This window comes from Azospirillum aestuarii (assembly GCF_016632405.1).
GTDB lineage: Bacteria > Pseudomonadota > Alphaproteobacteria > Azospirillales > Azospirillaceae > Azospirillum > Azospirillum aestuarii.
The window spans coordinates 144,394-167,302 of record NZ_JAEPIV010000006.1 but is presented as its reverse complement, the minus strand read 5'-3'; the positions used below and the strand labels follow the sequence as shown (position 1 = coordinate 167,302).

The window sequence follows — 22,909 nt, the reverse complement described above, 5'->3', positions numbered from 1 at the left end:
GCATTGCGGCAACAGGGCGGGATCTTTGTCGTGACTTTCTCGTCTTGCGCTTGCCGATCCCAAACGGCGGGGCTAGCTTCCGGCGTCGCCCTGCCCGTAAGGATTACCTCTGCCATGTTGGACAAAGCCGTCGCTGCTGCACTCTCCTCCCTTCTTCTGCTGGGCGCCGCCGCCGCCCACGCCGATGGGGCGCAGGTGGCGGAACTGGTCCCCGTCAACCCGCCGACCATGTACTACCCGGCGCCATCCTCCTCCGGCCCCGCACCGGCGCCCCGCACCGTCGCGCCGCCGGCGCCGGCCGCCGCCGATCCGACCGAGAAGACCGGGCCGGCCGAGCTTGAGGACGGCTGGGAAGGCGGCCCGTCGCGCGACCGGGACGGCAAGTTTGCCTATTGCGCCATCGAGGGCCGCTTCGACACCGGCCATGTCCTGATGATCGCTCGGAACGTCAAGGGCGAGGTCAACCTGGGCATGGGCATCCCCGGCGCCGAGCTGCCGAACGGCGAGCAGTGGAAGGTCAAGGTCGTGGTGGACGGCAAGCTGACACGCGAACGGCGCGCGCTGGCGCCCAAGCCGGACATGCTGGTCATCCCCAACGGCAAGGATGAGGAGCTTTATACCGCCCTGATGAACGGCAAGGAGGTGGTCTTCGCCTCCGACGCCGACCGCATGGCCTTCGCGCTCAAGGGCACCAAGAAGGTGCTCACCGACCTGAAGACCTGCGTGGACAAGGCCGGCGCCGTCCCGCCCATCGACACCCGCACCAAGAAGGTGGCGACCCGCCCCGACGAACTGCCGGAAGGGCTGGGCGACCTGCTGAAGGCGGCCGGTGTGCGCGACGTCAAGCGCGTGTCGCTGGAGAATGTGCCGAAGGGCGAGCGCCCCGCCGACATGGCGTGGCGCATCGGCCCGATCGTCGGCGGCATCCGCGAGCGGATGGTGGAAGAAGGGTCCAAGCTGGAGGACCTGTCCGCCGGCTACGTAGACGCCATGAAGAAGCGCTGCGAAGGCGGCACGCCGACCGCGTCGCTGAGCGCCGTCGAGAACCTCCCCGGCCTGATGCTGCGCACCGGTTCGGTCGATTGCGCGCTGAAGGAGGGCAAGATGCACGTTTCGCTGACCTTCTTCCTGTCGCCCGGCCGCCTGTTCACGATCCTGTTCCACGAGGCGCAGGAGGCCGACATTGGGCTGGCCGACAAGGTGCGCGACAATCTGGCGGAGGTGCTGCGCCGCCTCGCCGTCAACCCGCCCTCTGCCCAGCCTTCGGCTCAGCCGTCCGGCGCCTCTCCGGCTGCGGCCCAGACGGGCAAGCCCTAAAGGGTTAGGGCCGCGCCGCGCGGTTGACGGCGCGGAGGCAGGGCACACATTGACCGGCATGCCGGATGACATGACGGGAATCCGGGGCGCCGCGGGGGAAGCGGCCGGCGCCCTGACCAGAGCACGAAACCCCGGCCGGCGGTTCCTCAGGGTGCTGACACGGCGGAGCCTGCGCGACAGCGTCCTGGGCGTGCTGATGCTCGCCGGGATCATCGGTGCCGGGGTCGGGCTGGCCGTGGCCATGCTGCACGAGGCTGTGGTCTGGACGCAGTCCTTCGTCTTCTCGGTGGCCCACGGGCAGGATCTGGGCGAGGCCGCGCTGGCCGACCCCTGGCGGACCCTGCTGGTCCCGGCCGTCGGCGGCCTGCTGCTCGGCGTGATGGTGAAGCTGGTGCGGCGCTGGCGCTCCAACGACATCGTCGATCCCGTCGAGGCGAACGCGCTCTACGGCGGCAAGATGTCCCTGATCGACAGCCTGCGTCTGACCCTGGCGACTCTGCTGTCCAACGGCTCCGGCGCGTCGGTGGGGATGGAGGCGGCCTACACCCAGGCGGGGGCGGGCATCGCCTCGACGCTCGGGCAAAAGCTCCACCTTCGGCGGGCGGACCTGCGCACGCTGGTCGGCTGCGGGGCGGCGGCGGCCATCTCCGCCGCCTATGGCGCGCCGCTGGCCGGCGCCTTCTACGCCTTCGAACTGGTCATGGGCGGCTACACCATCGCCACGCTGGCCCCGATCGGCGCGGCCTCGGTCGCCGCGGTGGCGGTGGCCCACTGGCTGACCGACCCGTCCCCGGTCCTGTTCTTCGGCCGTCCGGTGGCGGTGGAGGGCTGGGATTACGTGGCCTGTGGGGTGCTCGGCTTCCTGGCGGGCTGGCTCAGCATCCTCGCCATGCAGGCGGTGACGGTGGCGGAGCGCGGCTTCCGCGCCTTGCCCATCCCCGTCTGGGGGCGCCCCGCGCTGGGCGGCCTCGCCCTGGGCGCGCTGGCTCTGGCGGTGCCGCAGGTGCTGGGGGCCGGTCCCGGCGCCGACCCGTCGCAACTGGCCCGCGGGCTGGAGGCCATGGCGGTGCTGCTGGTCGCCAAGATCGTCGCGTCGGCCCTGTCGCTCGGTTCGGGATTTCGCGGCGGGCTGTTCAGCGCCTCGCTCCTTCTCGGCGGTTTGTTCGGCGGGCTGGCCTATGGGGTGATCGAGCTGCTGGTGCCGGGGCTGGGACTCGACCGGATGCTGCTGGTGCTGGCCGGCATGGGGGCGGTCGCCGCCGGGATCATCGGCGCACCGGTCACCATGGTGCTCCTGGTGCTGGAGGCGACGCAGGATTTCTGGGCGGCGTCCGGCGTGCTGATCGGCGTGGTGGTGTCCACCACCGTGGTCCGGCAGGCCTTCGGCTATTCCTTCGCGACGTGGCGCTTCCACCTGCGCGGCGTGCCGATCCGCGGCGCCTACGACGTCGGCTGGGTGTCGGAACTGACGGCGATGCGGCTGATGCGCGGCGATGTGAAGACGATCCTGACCACCCAGACCCTGGACACGCTGCGCCGCCTGCACCCGCTGGGCGCTGCCAAGACCGTCTTCGCGGTCGAGCCGGACGGGTCCTACGCCGGCATCATCGACATGGGCGCGGTGCACGACCCGTCGCTGGGCGACGAGGACGCGAAGACGCCGGTCGGTGAGCTGGCCCGGCACGCCGACGACTTCCTGCGGCCCGGCGAGGACGTGCGCAGCGTGCTCCAGCGCTTCTGCAGCGCCGAGGTGGAGTCCTTGCCGGTCGTGACGTCGCCCACCGACCGACGGATTGTCGGCTACGTCACCGAGGCCTACGCCCTGCGCCGCTACAGCCAGGAGCTGGAGCGGCAGCGCGGCGAGGAGTTGGGGGAACGCAGTCTCTACGGGCGGGATTGAGCGTCCGTCCGGCGGCGGTGATGGTCAGTACATCTCCGGCACCCAGTTCTGCTTTGACTTCTTCGGCCGCTTGTAGCCGTCGTCGCTCTGTCGCGGCGGAAGGTCCAACTCGACCGGGGCGATGTCCTGGTAGGGGATCTGCTGAAGCAGGTGGCTGATGCAGTTCAGCCGGGCCTTCTTCTTGTCGTCGGCGTCGACGATGTACCAGGGCGTCAGCTTCCTGTCGGTGTGCTCCAGCATGGCGTCCTTGGCCTTGGAGTACTCGACCCAATGCTTGCGCGATTCGAGGTCCATCGGGCTGAGCTTCCAGCGCTTGATCGGGTTGCGCATCCGCTCGGTAAAGCGCTTCTCCTGCTCCTCGTCGCTGACCGAGAACCAGTATTTGATCAGGATGATGCCGGACTGGACCAGCATATCCTCGAACAGCGGGCAGGCGCGCAGGAACTCCTGGTACTCCGCGTCGGTGCAGAAGCCCATGACATGCTCGACACCGGCGCGGTTGTACCAGCTTCGATCGAACAGGACGATCTCACCCTTGGCGGGAAGCTGCGCCACGTAGCGCTGGAAGTACCACTGCCCGCGCTCCTTCTCGGTCGGCGTGCCGAGCGCCACGATCCGGCAGACGCGGGGGTTGAGGCTTTCGGTGATGCGCTTGATGACCCCGCCCTTGCCGGCGGCGTCGCGCCCCTCGAACAGCACGCAGACCTTCAGGCCATTGACCCGCACCCATTCCTGCAGCTTGATCAGCTCGAACTGCAGCCGGGCCAGCTCGTCGATGTATTTGAGCTTCTTGCCGCCCTTCGCCGGTTTGCCGCCGCTCAGCGCGCGCCAGTGGGATTCGATGGCCGCGACCTCCTTGGCGTCGCGCAGCACCTCGCCGCCGGTGGCCGGAACACCGAGCCCGAGGTCCTTCAGCTTCAGCGCCTTGCGCTTCTTCCGCGGCTTCTCCTCCGCCCCGGCCCCGGCACCCGTCTTGACCTCGTCCATCGAACGCACCCTGCTTATTGTTTTCCCCACCAACCAACGCTAGGAGATGCCGGCGCGTCAGGCAACCACCTGTGCGCCCACCGCGACGAAGTGACCGGGGGGAATGTTCAATCCTTCCCGTTGCCGTCGAAGGTCAGGTGGACACCAAGCACCTCCGCGGCGATCCGGGCGACGGTCAGGTCGATGGGAGGCGGCGCGACGTTGACGCCCCGGCTCAGCGCCTCGGTGACGATCTCCATCACGTTCAGGCGGGCGTGCCATTTGGAGTTGGCGGGAACGACCCGCCAGGGCGCCGTCTCGGTCGAGGTCTTCTCGAACATCGCCTCGATGGCCTTGGTGTAGTCGTCCCAGCGGGCGCGGTTGCGCAGATCCTCCTCGGTCAGCTTCCAGCGCTTGTAGGGGTTGCTCAGCCGCTCGCGGAAGCGGTTGAGCTGCTCGTCGGGCGTGATGTGCATGAAGATCTTGATGATGCGGACCCCGTCGTCGGTCAGCATCGTCTCGAACTGGTTGATCTCGTCATAGGCGCGCTTCCACTGCTCCCTGTCGGCGAAGCCCTCCACCCGCTCCACCAGCACGCGGCCGTACCATGAGCGGTCGAAGATGGCGAAGGTGCCGGGGGCGGGCAGCCTGGTCCAGAAGCGGTAGAGGTAGTGCTTGCCCTGCTCCTCCGCCGTCGGGGTGCCGATCGGCCAGACGTGGAAGCCGCGGGGGTCGAGCGGTTCGGTCAGGCGGCGGATGCAGCCGCCCTTGCCGGCGGCGTCCCAGCCCTCGAACACCAGGATGGCCCGGCGCTTCTCGTGCCAGTAGGTCTGCTGGATGTGCAGCAGGTCCTTCTGGAGTTTGGCGAGGCGGCGTTCATAGTCGTCCTTGCTGCCGATGCCCTCCGCCGTCATATCGAGCTTGTCGAGACGGATCTTGCCGTTTCCGTTGCCCATGCACGCACCTTTCGAAATGTCTGGCCCAAGTGTCAGGTTTCGGAACCTTCGCGCTTCGCAGGGGTTGAGCGCGTGCGCCCCGCAGGGTGCGCGTTGCAACCTCGCGATGGTCCTTCCGGTGATGGTCCCTTGGCCGGCGACGGCCTGTTCGGACGATCCACGTGAGGCGCCACGCTTGTCAACCAGCGGCGACCGGCTGGCGTGCCGCTGCCGACCAGGAGGATTTCCCCGATGGCCACCGCCGGACCGCGCATCTACAACCTGTTTCCCACGCTCGTCGGCCCGATGCGCGACTGGGCCGGGCATCTGCCCCGCATCCAGGGCATGGGATTCGACTGGCTGTTCCTGAACCCGATCCATTATCCCGGCTTCTCCGGCAGCCTCTACGCCGTGAAGGACTATTACCGCCTGCACGACCGCATCCAGGGCGGCGCGCCGGAGCATCCGGACGAGCTGCTGCGCGGCTTCATCGCCGAGGCGGGGCGGCACGGCCAGTCGGTCATGCTCGACCTCGTCATCAACCACACCGCCAAGGACGCGATCCTGGTGGGCGAGCATCCGGACTGGTACCGGCGCGATTCCAGCGGCGACCTCTACAGCCCGCGGGCTGTCGACCCGGTGGACCCGTCGCGGGTGACCATCTGGGGCGACCTCGCCATGCTCGACTACGAGCGGGCGGATGTGCGGGCGGGGCTGACCGACTATTGGACGCGCTACCTGCGCCATTGCATCGGGCTGGGGGTGAAGGGTTTCCGCTGCGACGCCGCCTACCAGATTCCGGCGGAGGTGTGGAAGACGCTGATCGACCGCTCCCGCGAGGCCGATCCGGAGGTGAAGTTCTTCGCCGAGACGCTGGGCTGCACGGTGGAGCAGGTGCGCGACCTGTGCGGGGCGGGCTTCGACTTCCTGTTCAACAGCGCCAAATGGTGGGACTTCAAGTCCGACTGGCTGCTCGACCAGTATGACGAGTTCCGCTGGATCGCCCCCTCCATCGCCTTCCCGGAAAGCCACGACACCGACCGTCTGGCCGCGGAGGTCGGCAGCCAGGACACCGAGCGGTTGGCCGCCCAGCTGAAGATGCACTACCTGTTCGCCGCCTCCTTCTCGACCGGCGTGTTGATGCCGGTGGGGTACGAGTACGGATTCACCCGCAAGCTGGACGTGGTGAACACCACACCGGACGATTGGGAGGACCCGAAGCTGGATCTGACCGGCTTCATCGGAGCGGTCAACGCCATGAAGGCGGACAGCCCGGCGCTGAACGTCGAAGGGCGGCAGCGGCGGGTGACCTCTCCCCACAATCCGGTGATCGGGCTGATCCGCGACACCGGTGGCTGGGCCAACGGGAGCGGAGAGGGTTGCAACGTCCTGCTCATCAACCCGGATGAGAACCAACCGCACGCCATCGACCCCGGCCCGCTGCTGGCCAGCACCGGCGGCGGTTTCGCCGATTTCGAGGACGTGACCCCAGAGGCCGAGCCGCTGCCCTTCGAGCCGGGCCACGACCTGCGCCTGCGCCCGCTGGAGATGCGCGTCTTCCGCGCCCGCCCGGCGCAGAGCCGACCCATCGAGCTGAATCATCTGGGCGAGCGCGGGGCGGAGCACGACGCCGGCACCCGCGCCTGGATGGATGAGTTGGCCTCCCGCCGCGTCACCATCGAGAACGTCTATCCGGAGTTGGACGGCGGGCGCTTCCCGGTCAAGCGGGTGGTCGGCGACGTGATGGAGGTGTGGGCGGACATCTACACCGACGGCACTTTCGTTCTGGGTGCCGCCGTCACCTACCGCCCGGTGGACGAGGAGGAATGGCGCGAGGCGCCCATGACCTTCTTCAACAACGACCGCTGGGTAGGCAAGCTGCCGCTGACCCGCAACACGCGCTACCAGTACAGCATCCTGGCGTGGCGCGACGTCTGGGAGAGCTGGCGCGCCGACTTCAAGAAGAAGCACGACGTCGGCATGGACGTCAGCCTGGAACTGATCGAGGGCCGCCGCTTCGTCGAGCACGCGGTCGGGCAGAATGAAGGCGAGGGCCGCGCCGCGCTGGAGCGGGTGGTGGAGCGGATGACCAGCCTCCATGGGCCGGAGCTGATCACCTATGCCCTGTCGGACGAACCGCGCCACGCCATGGCGAAGTACGGGGAACGGCAATATCTGTCCCGCTACGGCTGCGACCTGGAGGTCTATGTGGACCGCACCGCGGCCCGCTACTCCGCGTGGTTCGAAATCTTCCCGCGCTCGGCCTCGCCGGACCCGTCGCGTCCCGGCACCTTCGACGACGTGTCGACCATGCTGCCCTTCATCCGGGGCATGGGCTTCGACGTGCTGTACTTCCCGCCGATCCACCCGATCGGGCGCAGCTTCCGCAAGGGGCGCAACAACACGCTGAATCCCGGCCCGAACGATCCAGGCGTGCCCTACGCCATCGGCGCCACCGAGGGCGGGCATGCCGACATCGACCCGATGATCGGCGACTTCGAGGGCTTCCGCCGGCTGGTCAAGGAGGCGCGGCGGCACGGCATCGAGATCGCGCTGGACTTCGCCGTCCAGTGCTCCCCCGACCATCCCTGGATCAAGTCGCACCCGCAATGGTTCTACTGGCGGCCCGACGGCACCATCCGCTACGCCGAGAACCCGCCGAAGAAGTACCAGGACATCGTCAACGTCAGCTTCTACCGCGAAGCCTATCCGGACCTGTGGTACGCGCTGCGCGACGTTGTGCTGTTCTGGTGCGACGAGGGGGTGCGCATCTTCCGCGTCGACAACCCGCACACCAAGCCCTTCCCCTTCTGGGAATGGATGATCCGCGAGGTGCAGGACCGCTACCCCGACGCGCTGTTCCTGGCCGAAGCCTTCACCCGGCCCAAGCTGATGCGGCGGCTGGCGAAGATCGGCTTCACCCAGTCCTACAGCTACTTCACCTGGCGCAACACCAAGGCGGAGCTGACCGAGTATCTGACGGAGCTGACCCAGGGCGAGTCCAAGGACTACATGCAGCCCAACTTCTTCGCCAACACGCCGGACATCCTGCCGCCGATCCTGGTGCATGGCGGGCGGCCCGCCCACATGATGCGCGCCGTGCTGGCCGGCACCTTGTCGAGCGTCTACGGCCTCTACGCCCCGTATTTCGTCTGCGAGGCCGACCCCTATCCGGGCAAGGAGGAGTACAACCATTCCGAAAAATACGAAATCCGGCACTGGGACTGGAGCAAGCCCGGCAACATCGTCGATTACGTCACGCGGCTGAACAAGATCCGCGCGGAGAATCCGGCGCTCCACACATTCACGAACCTGAAGTTCTACAACGCCTACGACGACAACATCCTGCTCTACGGCAAGATGACCGACAGCAAGGACAACGTCATCCTGATCGCGGTGAACCTCGACCCGCACAACGGCCATGGCGGCACCATCGAGGTTCCGCTGTGGGAGTTGGGGCTGGACGACGGCGCCCATGTCCAGGTGGAGGATCTGTTCACCGGCCAGCGCGTCACCTGGATCGGCAAGTTCCAGCATGTCTGGCTGGACCCGCAGCAGAACCCGGCGGCGATCTGGCGCATCCGTCCGCCGGGGCGATGAGGGAAAGGGGCGCGTAGGGCCCCCCCCCCAACCCTCCCCCGCTTTGCAGGGGAGGGCTTTTCTCCTCCCCTACGCAGCTCTCGCGCAAACCAAAGGTTTGCGCTGACGCGACAGGCGGACCGCCGGTCCGCCGAGAGCGGGGGGAGGTTGGGTGGGGGGGCTCGTAGCAACCACTCCCCCCGCCACCTCACCGAAACGCTGGCATTCCCGCCCAACCCAAGCTAGAACCCGGCCGGTTCGTGACGGTTCTTCCTTGCGAGGGACGGGTGCAGTACCGACTCGACGACGAGGCGTCCCTGTGTTCGATCGACATCCTGGCTCAGGCGGTCGAGCGCATCTGCGTCAAAGGCGTGCTGGAACTGCGCATGCTGCGCAACGCGCTCCGCGAGGCGGCCACAAGCCCGACCCCCGACGCGGTGAAGTTTGCCTTCGCCATGTTCTCGCGGGTGGACCGCGACTACCGCCGCCTGATCGCGCATGAGGCGCTGACCCTCGCGACCGAGCAAAGGGGGCGTTACGCCGCGCCCCGGCCGCGAGCGGTGCGCCGCCCGCGGATGCCGTAGCCCGCTCAGGCCACCGCCGGTTCGAAATCCATGGCGGGCGACACCAGCCGTTCCACCGCCGGACGGGCGAACAGATAACCCTGCATCAGCGTGATCCCGAGATCGCGCAGCGCCTTCGCCTCGCCCGGCGTTTCGATGCCCTCCGCCACCGGGGTGATCCCCAGGTCGCGGCACACGGTGAGAATCGCGCCGACGATGCTGCGGCGGGCGCGGTCGGTGTCGATGGCGCGGGTCAATTCCATGTCCAGCTTGATGATGTCGGGCTGGAATTCGGCGAGCAGGTTCAGGCCGGAATAGCCCGACCCGAAATCGTCGATGGCGGTGTGGAATCCCTGGCGCTTGTATTCGGTGAAGATGGCCTTCAGATGGGCGCCGTCGACGACCCGCTCGTTCTCCGTCACCTCGAAGATGATGCGCTCCGGCGGGAAGCCGGTGCGCCTGGCGGCGGCCAGCGTGGCGCGGATGCAGGCTTCGGGCTGGTAGACGGCGTTGGGCAGGAAATTGATCGACAGCCGGGTGTCGGCCTGCTGGCCCATCCCCAGCCAAGCTGCCAACTCGATGGCCTTGACCCGGCAGGCCTGATCGAAGGCGTAGCGGTTGGCCTCGGTCACCTGGCCCAGCACCCAGCCGGCCCCCTGTCCGTCGAGACCGCGCACCAGCGCCTCGTGCGCCCAGGGCCGCCCGCTCGCGACATCGACGATCGGCTGGAAGGCCATGGTGAAGTCGAACCCCAAACCCTCGGTGCACAACCCGCCGCACCCGCCGCCCTTGATCCGCTCCGCCGTCATGCCCGTTTCTTTCGTGGGGTGATTCTATGTTTAACTCTTTATAGTGCGTATGTTGTCTCAAATTTATTCAAAGCAAGGTGTGACATCGGGTCTGGAAATTGGGCCTATGACGTCACTACTCCGTTCTTCATCGTTTGTGTCTTGGTTACTCCGCGGCGGCTTTGCTGCGCGCCTGGATCGCCGTCCAAACGGAGAGCGGGGTCGCCGGCATGTCGATGTGCTCGATGCCGTAATCCGACAGCGCGTCCATCAGGGCGTTGATGACCGCGGGCGGCGCGCCGATGGCCCCGGCCTCGCCGGCGCCCTTCATGCCCAGCGCGTTGGTGGTGCTCGGCACGCAGTTCAGCTTGATGTGGATGTCCGGCACGTCGACCGCGCGGGGCATCTGGTAGTCCATAAAGGACCCGCTGAGAAGCTGGCCGCTGTCCGGATCGAAGACCACTCGTTCCTGAAGCGCCTGCCCGATGCCCTGGGCGACGCCGCCATGGACCTGCCCCATGACCAGCAGCGGGTTCACCACCGTGCCGAAATCGTCCACGACGGTGTAGCCGACGACCTCGACCACGCCGGTGTCGGGATCGACCTCGACCTCCGCCACATGGCAACCGTTGGGGAAGGTGTTGGCCGGCGGGGTCCAGCGGGCCACCTCGGTGAAGGCGATCGAGCCTTGCGCGGCGGCTTTGGCGGCCACCTCCTTGAAGGAGACGCTGCGGTCGGTGCCGACGACGCTGAAGCGGCCCTCGACGAACTCCACGTCCACCGTGGCGGTCTCCAGCAGGTCGGCGGCGACCGCGGTCGCCTTGGTCACAACCCGCGCGGCACCCTCGGCCAGCGCCGCCCCGCCCACCGGGACGGAGCGGGAACCGCCGGTGCCGGCCCCCCAGGACACGCGGTCGGTGTCGCCCTGCACGACCTCGACATCCTCCGGCGGGACGCCCAGCCGGTCGGCGATGATCTGCTTGTAGGCGGTCTCGTGCCCCTGGCCGTTGGTCTGGGTGCCGATCATCAGGACGATGCGCCCGTCGCCGTTGACCTGCACCGTCGCCTGCTCCGCGCCACCGCCCGCGCAGGCCTCGATGTAGGTGGCGATGCCAGCCCCGCGCAATTTCCCGCGCGCCTTCGCCGCCGCCTTGCGGGCGGGCAGGCCGGCATAATCGGACAGCTCCAGCCCGTCGCGCAGATTCTGCTCGAACTCGCCGGTGTCGTAGGTCTGGCCCATCGGCGTGGCGTAGGGCATGGCGGCGGACGGGATGAAGTTGCGCCGCCGGATCTCCGCCGGGCCGAGGCCGGTGACGCGCCCGGCGTGGTCGATCAGCCGCTCCAGCAGGTAGGCCGCCTCCGGCCGCCCGGCGCCGCGGTAGGCGTCCACCGGCTGGGTGTTGGTGAAGACGCCCTTCACCCGCACATAAACCGTGGGCGTGGTGTAGGAGCCGACGAGCATCGCCGACCCGGCGTCGGTCGGGATGAAGGGGCCGTAGTTCGACAGATAAGCCCCGAGATTGGCGACCGTGTCCACCCGCAGGCCGAGGAAGCGCCCGTCGCCGTCCAGCGCGAGCCGGGCGCGGCTGACATGGTCGCGCCCGTGGTCGTCGCTGAGGAACCCCTCCGTCCGCTCGGCCGCCCATTTCACGGGCCGGTTCAGGCGGCGCGCGGCGAACAGGCAGACCATGTATTCCGGGTAGTTGAACAGCTTCATGCCGAAGCCGCCGCCGACGTCGGTGGTGACGACGCGGAATTTGGATTCCGGCAGGCCGAACAGCTGGGCGAACTGCTTGCGCAGCCCGTGCACGCCCTGGCTGGTGACGTAAATGACCAGCCGCCCGGTCTCCGCCTCCACCGCGGCGAGGCAGGCGCGGCCCTCCATCGGGTTGGCGACGACGCGGTTGTTGACGATCTCCAACTCCACCACGCGGGCGGCCCTGGTGAGCGCGGCGTCCACCGCCGCCTCCTCGCCCTGCTCCCAGTCGAAGCAGAGGTTGCCCGGCGCCTCGCCCCACACCTGCGGACGGTCCGGCTCCAGCGCCTCCGCCGTGCCGGTGACGGCGGGCCGGTCGTCGTAATCGACCATCACCAGCTCCGCCGCGTCGCGGGCGGCCTCCAGCGTCTCCGCCACCACCACGGCGACAGGATCGCCGACATGGCGCACCCGCCCCTTGGCCAGCGCCGGGCGGGGCGGGGCGACGTAGGGGGAGCCGTCGCGCTGGCTCAGCGCCGCGGCGCAGGGGATCGGCTGGATGCCGTCCGCCTCCAGGTCGGCGACGGTGAAGACGCCGAGCACCCCCGGCTGCGCCGCCGCCTCCGCCGCGTCGATCCCGCGGATGTCGGCGTGCGCGTGGGGGGAGCGCACGAAGGCGGCGTAGGTCTGGCCGGGAAGCGACACGTCGTCCGTGTAGAGCCCGCCGCCGGTCAGCAGGCGTGCGTCTTCGGTGCGGGGGACCGGCTGGCCGATGCCGAACTTCATCATGGGGCGGGGCTTTCCTGTCGCGTGGAGAGACACCCGGAGAAGATAGGCGGAGCCTTGGCCGGCGAAAACCCTCGGTAGGGCATAAGCCGGCGGTGGCGTGGCGACGCCGGGCCGCCTATTCTTAGGCCATGTGCGGACGCATGATACTCGCCACGCCGGCCGCGGAGGTTCAGCGGCTGTTCGGCTTCCCCGAACTGCCGAACCTCCAGCCGCGCTGGAACGTGGCCCCCACCCAGCCGGTGCCCGCCGTGCGGCGGGAGGAGGATGGGCGCCATCTGGCGACCCTGCGCTGGGGCCTTGTTCCATTCTGGGCGGACGACCCGTCCATCGGCGCGCGGCTGATCAACGCGCGCGGCGAGACGGTGGCCGAGAAGCCGTCCTTCCGGGATTCGTTCCGCAAGCGGCGCTGCCTGGTTCCCGTGGACGGATTCTATGAGTGGAAGGCCGAGGGCAAGCGCAAGCGGGGCTACGCCATCCGCCGCCGCGACCGCGCGCCCTTCGCCTTTGCCGGCCTGTGGGAGCGCTGGAACGGCCCGAAGGGTGGCCCGGCACTCCCAGAGCCCCTGGAGACGCTGACCATCGTCACCACGACGGCGAACGCCGTGCTGAAGCCGCTGCACGAGCGCATGCCGGTGATCCTGGACGAGACGGACTGGGACCTGTGGCTGGACCCCGCCGCCCCGCTGCCGGTGCTGGAGGGGCTTCTGAAGCCGGCGTCCGACGCGCTGCTGGAGGCCTATGCGGTGGGACCGCGCGTCAACAATGTGCGCAACGACGATGACGCCTGCGCGGCTCCCTTGGACGATGCACCGCCCGATGACGCGCCGACCCTGTTCTGAGTGGCTCGCTCCTTTGGTGGCGATTCTTCTCATTGGCTCAACCGCAACAGTGTATGCCCAGGGAGGGACGACCAAAGGCAAGGTCGCCAACACTCCCAATGAAACGTTAAAAGGACTGGGTGTCGCCATGGAGGGCGACCTGCTGTCCGTCAAGGGCGCGCCGGTTCGCCTCATGGGGATCGACGCCCCCGACGTCGGGCAGAAATGCCGTAACCGTTACGGGCACGAGCTTGATTGCTTCCGCATCGCCACGGCGGTGCTGGCCAGCCTGATCAAGGACCAGGAGGTGACCTGCACCATCGCCGAACGGGACCGCAACGGGCAACAGATGGGCGAATGCCGGGTGCTCGGCGTCGATCTGGGGGCGGCCATGGTGTCGCGCGGCTGGGCCTTCGCCTACCGCAGCCTGTCGCCGGCCTACGCCTCCAGCGAGGCCTTCGCGCAGAGCCGCCGGCTGGGCTTGTGGGCGGGTCGGGTGGAGAAGCCCTGGCAATGGCGGTCGCGCCAGCAACGGGAGCAGGCGCGGTAGGTCCGCCGGTCGGCATCGGCCATGCGGACTCTGCCAACGGAGGAAGGGGAACTCTGCCTTTTTTTCGGTTCGCCCTCCTTGGGGGGCGTGGTAGTGTTTCAGAGTGTTAACAAGTTATGAATCAAGCCGACCGGCCAGCGCCCCTCGGTGCCAAAGGCCGGACGGACCCACTCACCGGCGCGGAAGAACGGGTCATGCGAGTCTACGCACGCCAGCTCTACGATCATCTCCCCTATCTGCGCCGCTACGCGCGCGCTCTGACCGGAGCGACCGAACGCGGTGACGATCTCGTGACGCGCTGCGTCGAGGTCGCCGTGATGGCCCCGTCCCGCTTCGGGCTGGAAGCCGGGGCGCGGGTGCCGCTTTACGCCCTGCTGAATCTGCTGTTCGACGAGGATGCGGACGGGCGACCAACCCCGTCGCCGCATCCCATCGAACGGGCGCTGGCGTCCCTGCCGGAAGGCGAGCGGCGCATGTATCTGCTGATCACGCTGGAAGGGCTGACGGTTCCCGAAGCCGCCCAGGTGCTGCAGATCCCCGCGCCGGAGGGCCAGGACCGGCTGACCGTCGCCCGCGACAAGGTGCGCAACGCCCTGACCCAGCGGGTTCTGGTGGTCGAGGACAACCCGATCCTGGCGATGGAGATCGGCTCCCTGGTCACCGACATGGGCCATGTCGTCTGCGGCACCGCCAACAACGAGCAGGAGGCCCTGGAACTGCTGGAGGCCGAGAAGCCGACGCTGGCGCTGCTGGACGTCCGGCTGGCCGACGGCGGCAGCGGGGTCGAGGTCGCCCGCCGTCTGCGCCAGAAGCGCGCCATGCGGACCATTTTCGTCACCGCCTTCGACGGCGATCTGGAGGAGGCGGACGCCCGCCATCTCGGACAGATCGTCCGCAAGCCCTTCACCAACGAGACGATCCAGGCCGCGATCTCCCGCGCGGTCTTCATGCCGAGCCCGGTGGCCCTGGCGTAGATAGCGGTTCGTCGATCGAGGTTCGGCTTGAAAACGAAAGGGCGGCCCCGTCTGGCCGCCCTTTGCGTGTGCGCTGCCGTGTTACCGTCGGGTCACACGGTGGTCCGGCGCCCGGCGATCATGCGGTAGATGGCCAGGATGACGATGGCGCCGACGATGGCGCCGATGAAGCCGGCCCCCTCGCCCGCCCGGTACCAGCCCACGGCCTCGCCCAGATAGGTGGCGACGAAGGCACCTGCGATGCCGAGCAGCGTGGTGATGATGAAGCCGCCCGGATCGCGGCCCGGCATCAGGAACTTAGCGACGATGCCGGCCAGGAAGCCGATGATGATCGTCCAGAGAATACCCATAACCTCTCTCCCTCCAGTATCGATGTCCTCGATCCCACGCAGCCATAACGCCCAAAACGGCGTTTGGTTCTGCCCGAAGGAGGACCCTCTTGCGGATAAACCCACCTGGAGCATGGCCGGGAGGAAGAGGGGTGGGGGCGGATATCAGCTCCGCAGCGCGCGGATGTTGGCGGCGTAGCGGTCCGGCCCGCCGGTGAAGGTGGCGGTTCCGGCGACCAGCACGTCGGCCCCCGCCTCGATGGCGATGCGGGCGGTCTCGCCGTTGATGCCGCCGTCCACCTGGAGGTCGATGGGCTTGCCCAGCGCGTCGATGCGGCGGCGCAGCTCATGGATCTTGGGAAGCTGGCTGGCGATGAAGCTCTGGCCGCCGAAGCCCGGGTTGACCGTCATGACCAGCACCAGATCGAGGTCTTCCAGCAGATAGTCGACGGCTTCCAGCGGGGTGGCCGGGTTCAGCGACAGACCGGCCTTCTTGCCCAGCGACTTGATGAGCTGGATGGTGCGGTGGACGTGCGCGCCGGCTTCCGGATGGACGGTGATGATGTCGGCGCCGGCCTCGGCGAAGGCGGCGACGAAGGGGTCCACCGGGGAGATCATCAGATGAACGTCGAAGGGCTTCGCCGTGTGCGGGCGCAGCGCCTTGACCACCGCCGGGCCGATGGTGATGTTGGGGACGAAATGGCCGTCCATCACGTCGATGTGGATGTAGTCGGCGCCCGCCGCATCGACGGCGCGCACTTCCTCGCCCAGCCGGGCGAAATCGGCGGAGAGGATGGACGGAGCGATCTTGACCGGGCGCATGGCGGAAATCCTTGGCGTGAACGGTGCGGGAAGGGCGGTGGAAAATCCGCCTTCCCATATCATGGCTCCCCCGCCGCCCCAACCCCTCTCGCCGCCCGTCTTCGCCGTCAGGCCGGTTTGCAGCCGGGCTTCAATCCCGGGTCGCCGGAAAATTGGGGCGGGAGACTGACCGTCCCCCGTCCAAAAGGCAAGGCGCGGATCAGAAGCCGGCCAGCACGATCTTGCCCTTGGCCCGCCCGCTTTCGAGCAGGGCGTGGGCGCGCGTCAGGTTGGCGGCGTTGATGGTGCCGAACGTCTCGGCCAGCGTCGTGCGGACCGTGCCGGCGTCCACGAGGCGCGACAGCTCGCCGAGCAGAGCGTGCTGGGCGGCGATGTCGGCGGTGCCGAACAGCGGGCGGGTGAACATGAACTCCCAGTGCAGCGACACGCTCTTGCGCTTCAGCACCATGACGTCCAGCCCAGCCGGATCGTCGATCAAAGCGACGCGGCCCTGCGGAGCGATCAGGGCGGCGATCTCCGGCAGATGGGCGCCGGTGTCGTTGGTCGAGAAGACGAAGGCCGGGGCGCCGATGCCCAACGCCTCGACCTGCGCGGCCAGCGGCTTGCGGTGATCGATGACGTGATGGGCGCCCAGGTCGCGGCACCAGGCCTGCGTCTCCTCGCGTGAGGCGGTGGCGATGACCGTCAGATCGGTCAGTTGCCGGGCGAACTGGATGGCGATCGAGCCGACGCCGCCGGCCCCGCCGACGATCAGGATGGCGTTGGCCGCCCCCGGCACCGGGCGCCGGACGTCCAGCCGGTCGAACATCGCCTCCCACGCGGTGATGCTGGTCAGCGGCAGCGCGGCGGCCTGGGCGAAATCGAGGCTGGCCGGCTTCGGCCCGACGATGCGCTCGTCCACCAGATGGAACTCGGCGTTGGTGCCGTCGCGGTCGATGGCCCCGGCGTAGAAGACGGCGTCGCCCGGCTTGAACAGGGTGGCCTGCGGCCCGGCGGCGACCACGGTGCCGGCGGCGTCCCAGCCCAGCACCTTCATGGCACCCGGCGCCGGCGGCATGTTGCGGCGGACCTTGGTGTCCACGGGGTTGACCGAGACGGCCTCGATCGCGACCAGCAGATCGCGGCCCTGGGGCTCGGGGCGGGGACGCTCGACGTCGATCAGGGCGTCGGGGGTGTCGATGGGAAGGGATTGGCTGAAGGCGACGGCGCGCATGGCCTCAAGTCCTTGTGCTGGTTGCGGCGTATTGTGCTCTGCCGACAGACTTGCGCCTTGCAGCACCAGGGCGCAAGAATGCACATGAAACGCACATAGTGTCGAAAAGGATACCGCGATGGCCCGCATCCCGCACGCCAACCTGGACTGCTCGCCGGGCTGCCCGGTGGAGGGTGTTCTCGCCCTCATCGGCGGGAAGTGGAAGGGGCTGATCCTCTACCATCTGCTGGACGGCACGCTGCGCTTCAACGAGATCCGCCGCCGCGTGCCGAACGTTACACAGCGCATGCTGACCACCCAACTCCGCGAGCTGGAGGCGGACGGGCTGCTGGTCCGCACCGTCTATGCGGAGGTGCCGCCGCGCGTCGAATACAGCCTGTCGCCGCGCGGGCGGAGCCTGGAGCCGATCATCCTGGCGCTGAAGGCCTGGGGCGAGGAGCATCTGCGCCCCGCCGCCGCGACATCCGCCATGGCGGCCGCTGAGTAAGGCGGGAATCGGTGATGAAAGCCTTCGTCCCACCCCCTCCGCAGCGTCCCTGGGGGCACCGCCTGTTCTTTCCCGCCGCCGCCCTCTACGGGGCGCTCAGCGTGCCGTTGTGGGTGGCTGGCTATTTCGGCTGGCTCGGCATCGGCTGGACCCCGGCGCTGCACGCGCACGAGATGCTGATGGGCTACGCGCTGGCAGTGGTCGGCGGCTTCCTGCTGACGCGGCCGTCCGGGGTGGCGCTGGCCGTCGCCTTCGCCGCGTGGCTGGCCGGGCGGCTGGCGGTGCTGGGTGGCCTTCCGCCGGAGGTCGCGGCTCCGGTGGCGCTGGCCTACCCGGTGGCGCTCTTCGTGGTGGCTGGCGTTCCCTTCCTGCGCGCCGCCAAGAGCGGCCACAACAGGCTGTTCGGCCCGGTGATCGGCGCCTTCGCGCTGGCCGAGGCGCTGGTCTGGTGGGGCGGCGACGGCGGGCGGACGGGCGCTCTGTTCGCTCTGCACCTCGTCGGCATCCTGATGCTGGTGATGGGCGGACGCATCATTCCCTCCGCCACGGCGGGGGAGGTCCGCAAGCAGGGCGGAACGCTGGTGGAGCGGGTGCAGCCGCGCCTGGAATGGGCGGGCGTCGCCGGGGCGGTGCTGGCCGCCCTCACCGTCGCCATCGGGGGGACGACCGGTGGGGGGACGACCGGTCCGCTGGCCTGGATCGGGGCGGCGGGCGCCGCACTGGCCGGGGTGACGGCCTTCGCGCGTCTGGCGCGTTGGCGGACCGGCGCCGTGCTGAAGCGTCCGGACCTGTGGAGCCTGCATCTGGGCTATGGCTGGCTCGGGCTCGGCTGGCTGTTCCTGGGGGTGGAGCGGCTGGCTCCGCTGACCGGCGGGGCGGGCTGGCACGTGATCGGGGCGGGGGCGCTGGGCACGCTGGCCGCCTCCATGATGGTCCGCGCGACCTTGCAGCGGGAGGCGATGCCGCCGGACTTCCCACGGCCCGCCACCGCCGCCATCGCTCTGGTCGGGCTGGCCGCCGCGCTGCGCGTCGCCGCGGCCAGCACGGCGCCGGACCTGCTGATGCCCGCGGCGGCGCTGGCCTGGATGGGCGCGCATCTGTTGGTGCTGTGGGTGCTGCTGCGCGTGCCGAAGCGGATACGGGCCTGATTCATCCGCCGCTTGACGCTCCCCGCCGCGCCCCCGACACTCCGATCAACGGCCTCGGCAATGGGCCATGGAGAGACGCAAGCGCGTCCGCAGGGGGGATCATGAGCGACGCATTGGAACCGGCCCGCAACGCGGGCGTCGTCGGGCTCGGCTCCATGGGCATGGGGGTGGCGCTGTCGCTGCTCCGCGCCGGCTTCCGGGTCGTCGGCTGCGACCTTGATGCCGCCAAATGCATGAGCCTCGTCACCCATGGCGGGGAAGCCGCGGGATCGCCCGCCGACGTCGGGCGCCGGGTGGACCGCGTCATCGTCCTGGTCGCCACGGCGGAGCAGGCGGAGGAGGTGCTGTTCGGCGCCGAGGGCGTGGCCGGCACTCTGCCGAGGGGCGGCGTGGTCGTTCTGTCCACCAGCGTCCCGCCGGACATGGCCGCCGCCGTCGGGCGCCGCCTCGCCGAGCGGGACCTGCTGATGCTGGACGCGCCGGTCGGCGGCGGCCCGGTGCGCGCGGCGGAAGGGCGCATGGTGGTGATGGCCTCCGGCCCCGAGGATGCCTTCGCGCGGGCGGCGGACCTGATCGCCGCCGCGTCGGGCACGCTCCACCGTGTCGGCACCGAGCATGGGCAGGGCTCCGCCGTGAAGGCTGTGGAGCAGATGCTGACCGGTATCCACGCCGCCGCGGTGGCGGAGGCCACTGCCTTCGGCGTCCGCGCCGGTGTCGATCCGCAACGGCTGGCCGAGATCCTCGCCGCCGGTCCCTTCCACATCCCGTCGCAACGGCCGCTGGGCATCGTCGGGACCGATCTGGGAAGCGTGATGGACGCGGCGCGGCGGCTGACCGTGCCGACCCCGCTGGCCGCCTCCGCCCTGCAACTCTTCACCATGGCCGCGGCGGTGGGAATGGGGCGCGAGGGCGACGGCGCGCTCGTCCGGATCTTCGACCGGCTGGCCGGCAACCCGCAGGAGAGCTGAGAAATCATGTCATCGACACAAAAATCGCTGGTCGTCACCGGGGGCAGCCGGGGCATCGGGGCGGCGGTCGCCCGCATGGCGGCGCGGCGCGGCTACGCCGTCACCTTCTCCTACATCGGCAACGCCGAGGCGGCCGAGGCCACCCTGGCGGCGATCCGCGAGGCCGGCGGGCAGGCCCAGGCCGTGCAGGGCGACGCCGCGCGGGAAGAGGACATCCGCGCCCTGTTCGACGCGGCGGAGGACCGCTTCGGCCCCACCGCCGGGCTGGTCAACAACGCCGGCATCATCGGTCCCTACGGGCGGCTCGACGAGGCCGCGCCGGACGACCTGCGCCGCATGCTGGACATCAACGTGACCGGCGCCGTCCTCTGCGCGCGGGAGGCGGTGCGCCGCATGTCCACCCGCCACGGCGGGAAAGGTGGCGGTATCGTCAACGTCGGCTCCATCGCCGCCGTGCTGGGTTCGCCCAACGAGTATGTGGGTTATGCGGCCAGCAAGGGCGCGGTGGACAGCCTGACCGTCGGCCTCGCCCGCGAGGTGGCGAAGGAGGGCATCCGCGTGAACTGCGTGCGGCCCGGCCTGATCGACACCGACATCCAGATCATCCCCGGCAAAGGCACCCGGCTCGACAACCCCGCTTTGATCCCGCCCGCCGGGCGCGCCGGGACGGCGGACGAGGTGGCCGAGACCGTGCTGTGGCTGCTGTCCGACGCCGCGTCCTACGTGACCGGTGCCCTTCTCAACGTCTCCGGAGGCCGCTGAGCCATGCCCGCTTCGAGTTCCTTCGTCATTGGCCATCAGGACATCGTGGAGGCTGCGGAGCGGCTGGACGGATTCGCCGTGCGCACTCCGCTGCTGGAGAACGCTCTACTGAACGAGCGGGTCGGCGGGCGCGTGCTGCTGAAGCCGGAGGTTCTTCAGCGCAGCGGCTCCTTCAAGTTCCGCGGCGCCTTCAACCGGCTTTCCCAACTGACGCCGGAGGAGCGCCGGGGCGGGGTGGTCGCCTGGTCGTCGGGCAACCACGCCCAGGGCGTGGCGGCGGCGGCGGCGCTGCTCGGCATGCCGGCGGTCATCGTCATGCCCAGCGATGCCCCGGCGCTGAAGATCGCCAACACCCGCGGCTACGGCGCCGAGGTGGTGCTCTATGACCGCTGGACCGAAAGCCGCGAAGCCATTGCCACGGCCATCGCGGAGGAGCGGGGTGCGGCCACCGTACCACCCTACGACCACCCGCAGATCATGGCCGGGCAGGGCACGGTCGGGCTGGAGATCGCCGCACAGGCGCAGGCCATCGGCGCGGGTCTTGACGACGTGATCGCGCCGTGCAGCGGCGGCGGGCTGATGTCCGGGGTCGCCACGGCGGTCCGCCATAGCTTTCCCGACGCTCGCCTGTGGGCGGCGGAGCCGGCGGGCTTCGACGACGTGGCGCGCTCGCTTGCCGCCGGGGAGCGGGTGGAGAATGCCGTCGGGCAACGCTCCATCTGCGACGCGCTTCTGACCCCGACGCCGGGCGCCCTGACCTTCCCGGTGATGAAGACCCTGCTGTCCGGCAGCCTCGCGGTCACCGACGCCGAGGTGAAGGCCGCCATGGCCTACGCCTTCACCGTGCTGAAGCTGGTGGTCGAGCCGGGCGGGGCGGTCGGGCTGGCCGCCGTGCTGACCGGCAAGCTGCCGGCGGCGGGGCGCACCGTCGCGGTGGTGCTGAGCGGCGGCAACGTCGACGCGGCGACCTTCACGGACGCTTTGGCGTCGTCGTAGCGGCGTTGCGCTCCAGCACGTAATAGACGGCGCCGGGGGCGAACTTCTTGCGGATCGAGTCGCGGTGGTAGGCGATGTTCCACCGCGTCAGCGCGCAGGCCGCCTCGTCCAGCCGCACCAGCAGCGGGTTGCCGTAGGGCAGGCGGACGCCCACCAGCGGCCCCAGCCGCTCGGTCAGCGGGAAGGAGCAGAAGCGGCGCTGCCGCACCGTGAAGCCCAGCCGGGCGAAGCGCTCCTCCAGCCACTGGACGGGGAAGCCGCGCTCGTTGGCGGTAAGGCCGCGGCGGGGGCGGCGCCAGTCGCCCATGGTGCTGATTGGCTCGCGCAGGACGAACAGCCCGCCGGGCGCGGTGACACGGGCGAACTCCGCCAACAGCGCGCCGGCGTTCGGGATGTGGTGCAGCGTGTGCAGGCAGACGGTCAGGTCGTTCGCCCCGTCCGCGCAGTCGATGCGCCCACCCAGCGTGGGCCGGCGGTACTCCGCGGGGGTGCCGGCGATGTCGGTTTTCCAGAAACGCTCGATGGGCTCCACGGCCAGGAAGCGTTCCACCTGCCCGGCGATCGGCGCCACGTCGTCCCCCGCGGCGCAGCCGAAGGCCAGCGCCTGCCGGAAGCGCCGCCCGGCCAGGAAGCGGAAGGCGTGGCGGTGGTTCAGCGCGTGGTACTCGTAGCGGTAGCCGGGCCGCTCGGGGGCCGTACGCGCGAAGTCCTCCGCCGGGTCCCGCGCCTCGACTCCGTACCAGCCGGCGATCCGGGCCGCGTCGAAGTCGTCGCCGTAGAGGGCGGCGCCGGAGAAATACTGGTCTTCGAAACTGGCGGACTCGAAGCTGGCGCTTTCAGAACTGGCGGTCATGGGGGCTGAGGCTCCGCTGGATGGACCGCGCGACAATAGCGCGCCGATTCCGGCGGAAACATTCAGCTTGCCCGCCTAGGACGGAGAGGGAGTCCTATGGCGGAGCGGGACCGCGGAGCGTGAAGGGAGCGCCTCCGGTTGGCGGGTCCCTATCCTTAAGAGGGTGCTACAGCCGGATGTCGCTCTGGAACAGGCCGAGGTCGAGATGCTCCATCGGCACGCGGCGGGCGCGACGGCGGTTGAAGCGCCGGACGGCGTGGCGGGCGCGACCGATCAGCGAGGCGTAGCTCTTCAACGTCTTGGGCATGTCCGTTCTTCCCGACCTGTGTGAGGCCAACCTGTGCAAGGAGTGAACGGAACACAGCTATGACGGGTCCATGTGACAAATTCTATCGCACCGCACACCATGCCGAGGAACGCCGTGCCGCGCCGCCTGTTCGAGAAGGAATACCCCCA

General features: G+C 69.4%; 21 protein-coding genes. 12 read left to right on the top strand and 9 right to left on the bottom strand.

What is annotated here, in order from left to right; all coding sequences use genetic code 11:
- Nucleotides 1-114: 114 nt before the first annotated feature.
- A complete protein-coding gene (locus JJL56_RS14425; protein WP_145625660.1) occupies nucleotides 115-1,317 on the top strand; it encodes a hypothetical protein in 1,203 nt (400 codons plus the stop codon).
- 151 nt (nucleotides 1,318-1,468) lie between these two features.
- A complete protein-coding gene (locus tag JJL56_RS14420) occupies nucleotides 1,469-3,217 on the top strand; it encodes a chloride channel protein (protein ID WP_345772578.1) in 1,749 nt (582 codons plus the stop codon).
- A 24-nt stretch (nucleotides 3,218-3,241) separates the two neighbouring features.
- Here the strand turns inward: JJL56_RS14420 and ppk2 are convergent, their stop codons facing one another.
- Together ppk2 and JJL56_RS14410 are read right to left on the bottom strand one after the other, a co-directional pair.
- The gene (gene ppk2 / locus JJL56_RS14415; protein ID WP_200485480.1) at nucleotides 3,242-4,204 is read right to left on the bottom strand and encodes a polyphosphate kinase 2; all 963 of its coding nucleotides are present in this window, start codon (nucleotides 4,202-4,204) and stop codon (nucleotides 3,242-3,244) included.
- Nucleotides 4,205-4,311: 107 nt separating this feature from the next.
- Complete coding sequence (locus tag JJL56_RS14410) at nucleotides 4,312-5,139, bottom strand: polyphosphate kinase 2 family protein (protein WP_145625662.1); 828 nt, start codon at nucleotides 5,137-5,139, stop codon at nucleotides 4,312-4,314.
- A 231-nt stretch (nucleotides 5,140-5,370) separates the two neighbouring features.
- Here JJL56_RS14410 and JJL56_RS14405 point away from each other — a divergent pair, with 231 nt between their 5' ends.
- Nucleotides 5,371-8,718 carry a maltotransferase domain-containing protein gene (locus JJL56_RS14405; protein WP_200485479.1) on the top strand — a complete coding sequence of 1,116 codons (3,348 nt, stop codon included), beginning with the start codon at nucleotides 5,371-5,373 and terminating at the stop codon, nucleotides 8,716-8,718.
- Nucleotides 8,719-8,957: 239 nt separating this feature from the next.
- Entirely contained in the window at nucleotides 8,958-9,281 is a 324-nt protein-coding gene (locus JJL56_RS14400; protein ID WP_200485478.1) for a hypothetical protein, read from the top strand.
- 5 nt (nucleotides 9,282-9,286) lie between these two features.
- Here JJL56_RS14400 and JJL56_RS14395 read toward each other — a convergent pair whose 3' ends face one another.
- Nucleotides 9,287-10,069 (bottom strand): EAL domain-containing protein, encoded by a 783-nt coding sequence (locus JJL56_RS14395; RefSeq protein ID WP_247891075.1) that lies wholly within the window; start codon nucleotides 10,067-10,069, stop codon nucleotides 9,287-9,289.
- A 145-nt stretch (nucleotides 10,070-10,214) separates the two neighbouring features.
- Nucleotides 10,215-12,533, bottom strand: coding sequence for a xanthine dehydrogenase family protein molybdopterin-binding subunit (locus JJL56_RS14390; RefSeq protein ID WP_200485477.1), 2,319 nt, complete (start codon nucleotides 12,531-12,533; stop codon nucleotides 10,215-10,217).
- 140 nt (nucleotides 12,534-12,673) lie between these two features.
- Here JJL56_RS14390 and JJL56_RS14385 point away from each other — a divergent pair, with 140 nt between their 5' ends.
- The 3 genes from JJL56_RS14385 (at nucleotide 12,674) to JJL56_RS14375 (ending at nucleotide 14,875) form a co-directional block, all read left to right on the top strand.
- On the top strand, nucleotides 12,674-13,372 hold the full coding sequence (locus JJL56_RS14385; protein WP_200485476.1) for an SOS response-associated peptidase: 699 nt from the start codon (nucleotides 12,674-12,676) through the stop codon (nucleotides 13,370-13,372).
- A 127-nt stretch (nucleotides 13,373-13,499) separates the two neighbouring features.
- Complete coding sequence (locus JJL56_RS14380) at nucleotides 13,500-13,901, top strand: thermonuclease family protein (RefSeq protein ID WP_145625668.1); 402 nt, start codon at nucleotides 13,500-13,502, stop codon at nucleotides 13,899-13,901.
- A 194-nt stretch (nucleotides 13,902-14,095) separates the two neighbouring features.
- Nucleotides 14,096-14,875, top strand: coding sequence for a PhyR family response regulator anti-anti-sigma factor (locus JJL56_RS14375; protein ID WP_145625669.1), 780 nt, complete (start codon nucleotides 14,096-14,098; stop codon nucleotides 14,873-14,875).
- A 92-nt stretch (nucleotides 14,876-14,967) separates the two neighbouring features.
- Here the strand turns inward: JJL56_RS14375 and JJL56_RS14370 are convergent, their stop codons facing one another.
- From JJL56_RS14370 to JJL56_RS14360, 3 genes are all read right to left on the bottom strand, one after another.
- Nucleotides 14,968-15,225, bottom strand: coding sequence for a GlsB/YeaQ/YmgE family stress response membrane protein (locus JJL56_RS14370; protein ID WP_109072137.1), 258 nt, complete (start codon nucleotides 15,223-15,225; stop codon nucleotides 14,968-14,970).
- A gap of 144 nt (nucleotides 15,226-15,369) precedes the next feature.
- Nucleotides 15,370-16,026: a ribulose-phosphate 3-epimerase gene (gene rpe / locus JJL56_RS14365; protein ID WP_200485475.1), complete on the bottom strand. Its 657-nt coding sequence runs from the start codon at nucleotides 16,024-16,026 to the stop codon at nucleotides 15,370-15,372.
- Between the two features lie 199 nt (nucleotides 16,027-16,225).
- Nucleotides 16,226-17,239: a zinc-binding alcohol dehydrogenase family protein gene (locus JJL56_RS14360; RefSeq protein WP_200485474.1), complete on the bottom strand. Its 1,014-nt coding sequence runs from the start codon at nucleotides 17,237-17,239 to the stop codon at nucleotides 16,226-16,228.
- A 118-nt stretch (nucleotides 17,240-17,357) separates the two neighbouring features.
- On the opposite strand from JJL56_RS14360, the gene JJL56_RS14355 reads away from it, so the two are divergent.
- The 5 genes from JJL56_RS14355 to JJL56_RS14335 all read left to right on the top strand — a co-directional run bounded on the left by JJL56_RS14355 (nucleotide 17,358) and on the right by JJL56_RS14335 (nucleotide 21,600).
- A complete protein-coding gene (locus JJL56_RS14355) occupies nucleotides 17,358-17,726 on the top strand; it encodes a winged helix-turn-helix transcriptional regulator (RefSeq protein ID WP_145625672.1) in 369 nt (122 codons plus the stop codon).
- A gap of 14 nt (nucleotides 17,727-17,740) precedes the next feature.
- Nucleotides 17,741-18,874 (top strand): NnrS family protein, encoded by a 1,134-nt coding sequence (locus tag JJL56_RS14350; RefSeq protein ID WP_200485473.1) that lies wholly within the window; start codon nucleotides 17,741-17,743, stop codon nucleotides 18,872-18,874.
- Between the two features lie 101 nt (nucleotides 18,875-18,975).
- Complete coding sequence (locus JJL56_RS14345; RefSeq protein WP_200485472.1) at nucleotides 18,976-19,842, top strand: NAD(P)-dependent oxidoreductase; 867 nt, start codon at nucleotides 18,976-18,978, stop codon at nucleotides 19,840-19,842.
- A 6-nt stretch (nucleotides 19,843-19,848) separates the two neighbouring features.
- The gene (locus JJL56_RS14340; protein ID WP_200485471.1) at nucleotides 19,849-20,604 is read left to right on the top strand and encodes an SDR family oxidoreductase; all 756 of its coding nucleotides are present in this window, start codon (nucleotides 19,849-19,851) and stop codon (nucleotides 20,602-20,604) included.
- A 3-nt stretch (nucleotides 20,605-20,607) separates the two neighbouring features.
- Nucleotides 20,608-21,600 (top strand): threonine ammonia-lyase, encoded by a 993-nt coding sequence (locus tag JJL56_RS14335; RefSeq protein WP_200485470.1) that lies wholly within the window; start codon nucleotides 20,608-20,610, stop codon nucleotides 21,598-21,600.
- Here the strand turns inward: JJL56_RS14335 and JJL56_RS14330 are convergent.
- Entirely contained in the window at nucleotides 21,575-22,453 is an 879-nt protein-coding gene (locus tag JJL56_RS14330) for a class I SAM-dependent methyltransferase (protein WP_200485469.1), read from the bottom strand. The genes JJL56_RS14335 and JJL56_RS14330 overlap by 26 nt on opposite strands.
- A 166-nt stretch (nucleotides 22,454-22,619) precedes the next feature.
- Entirely contained in the window at nucleotides 22,620-22,760 is a 141-nt protein-coding gene (locus JJL56_RS14325; RefSeq protein ID WP_170295928.1) for a hypothetical protein, read from the bottom strand.
- Nucleotides 22,761-22,909 lie beyond the last annotated feature (149 nt).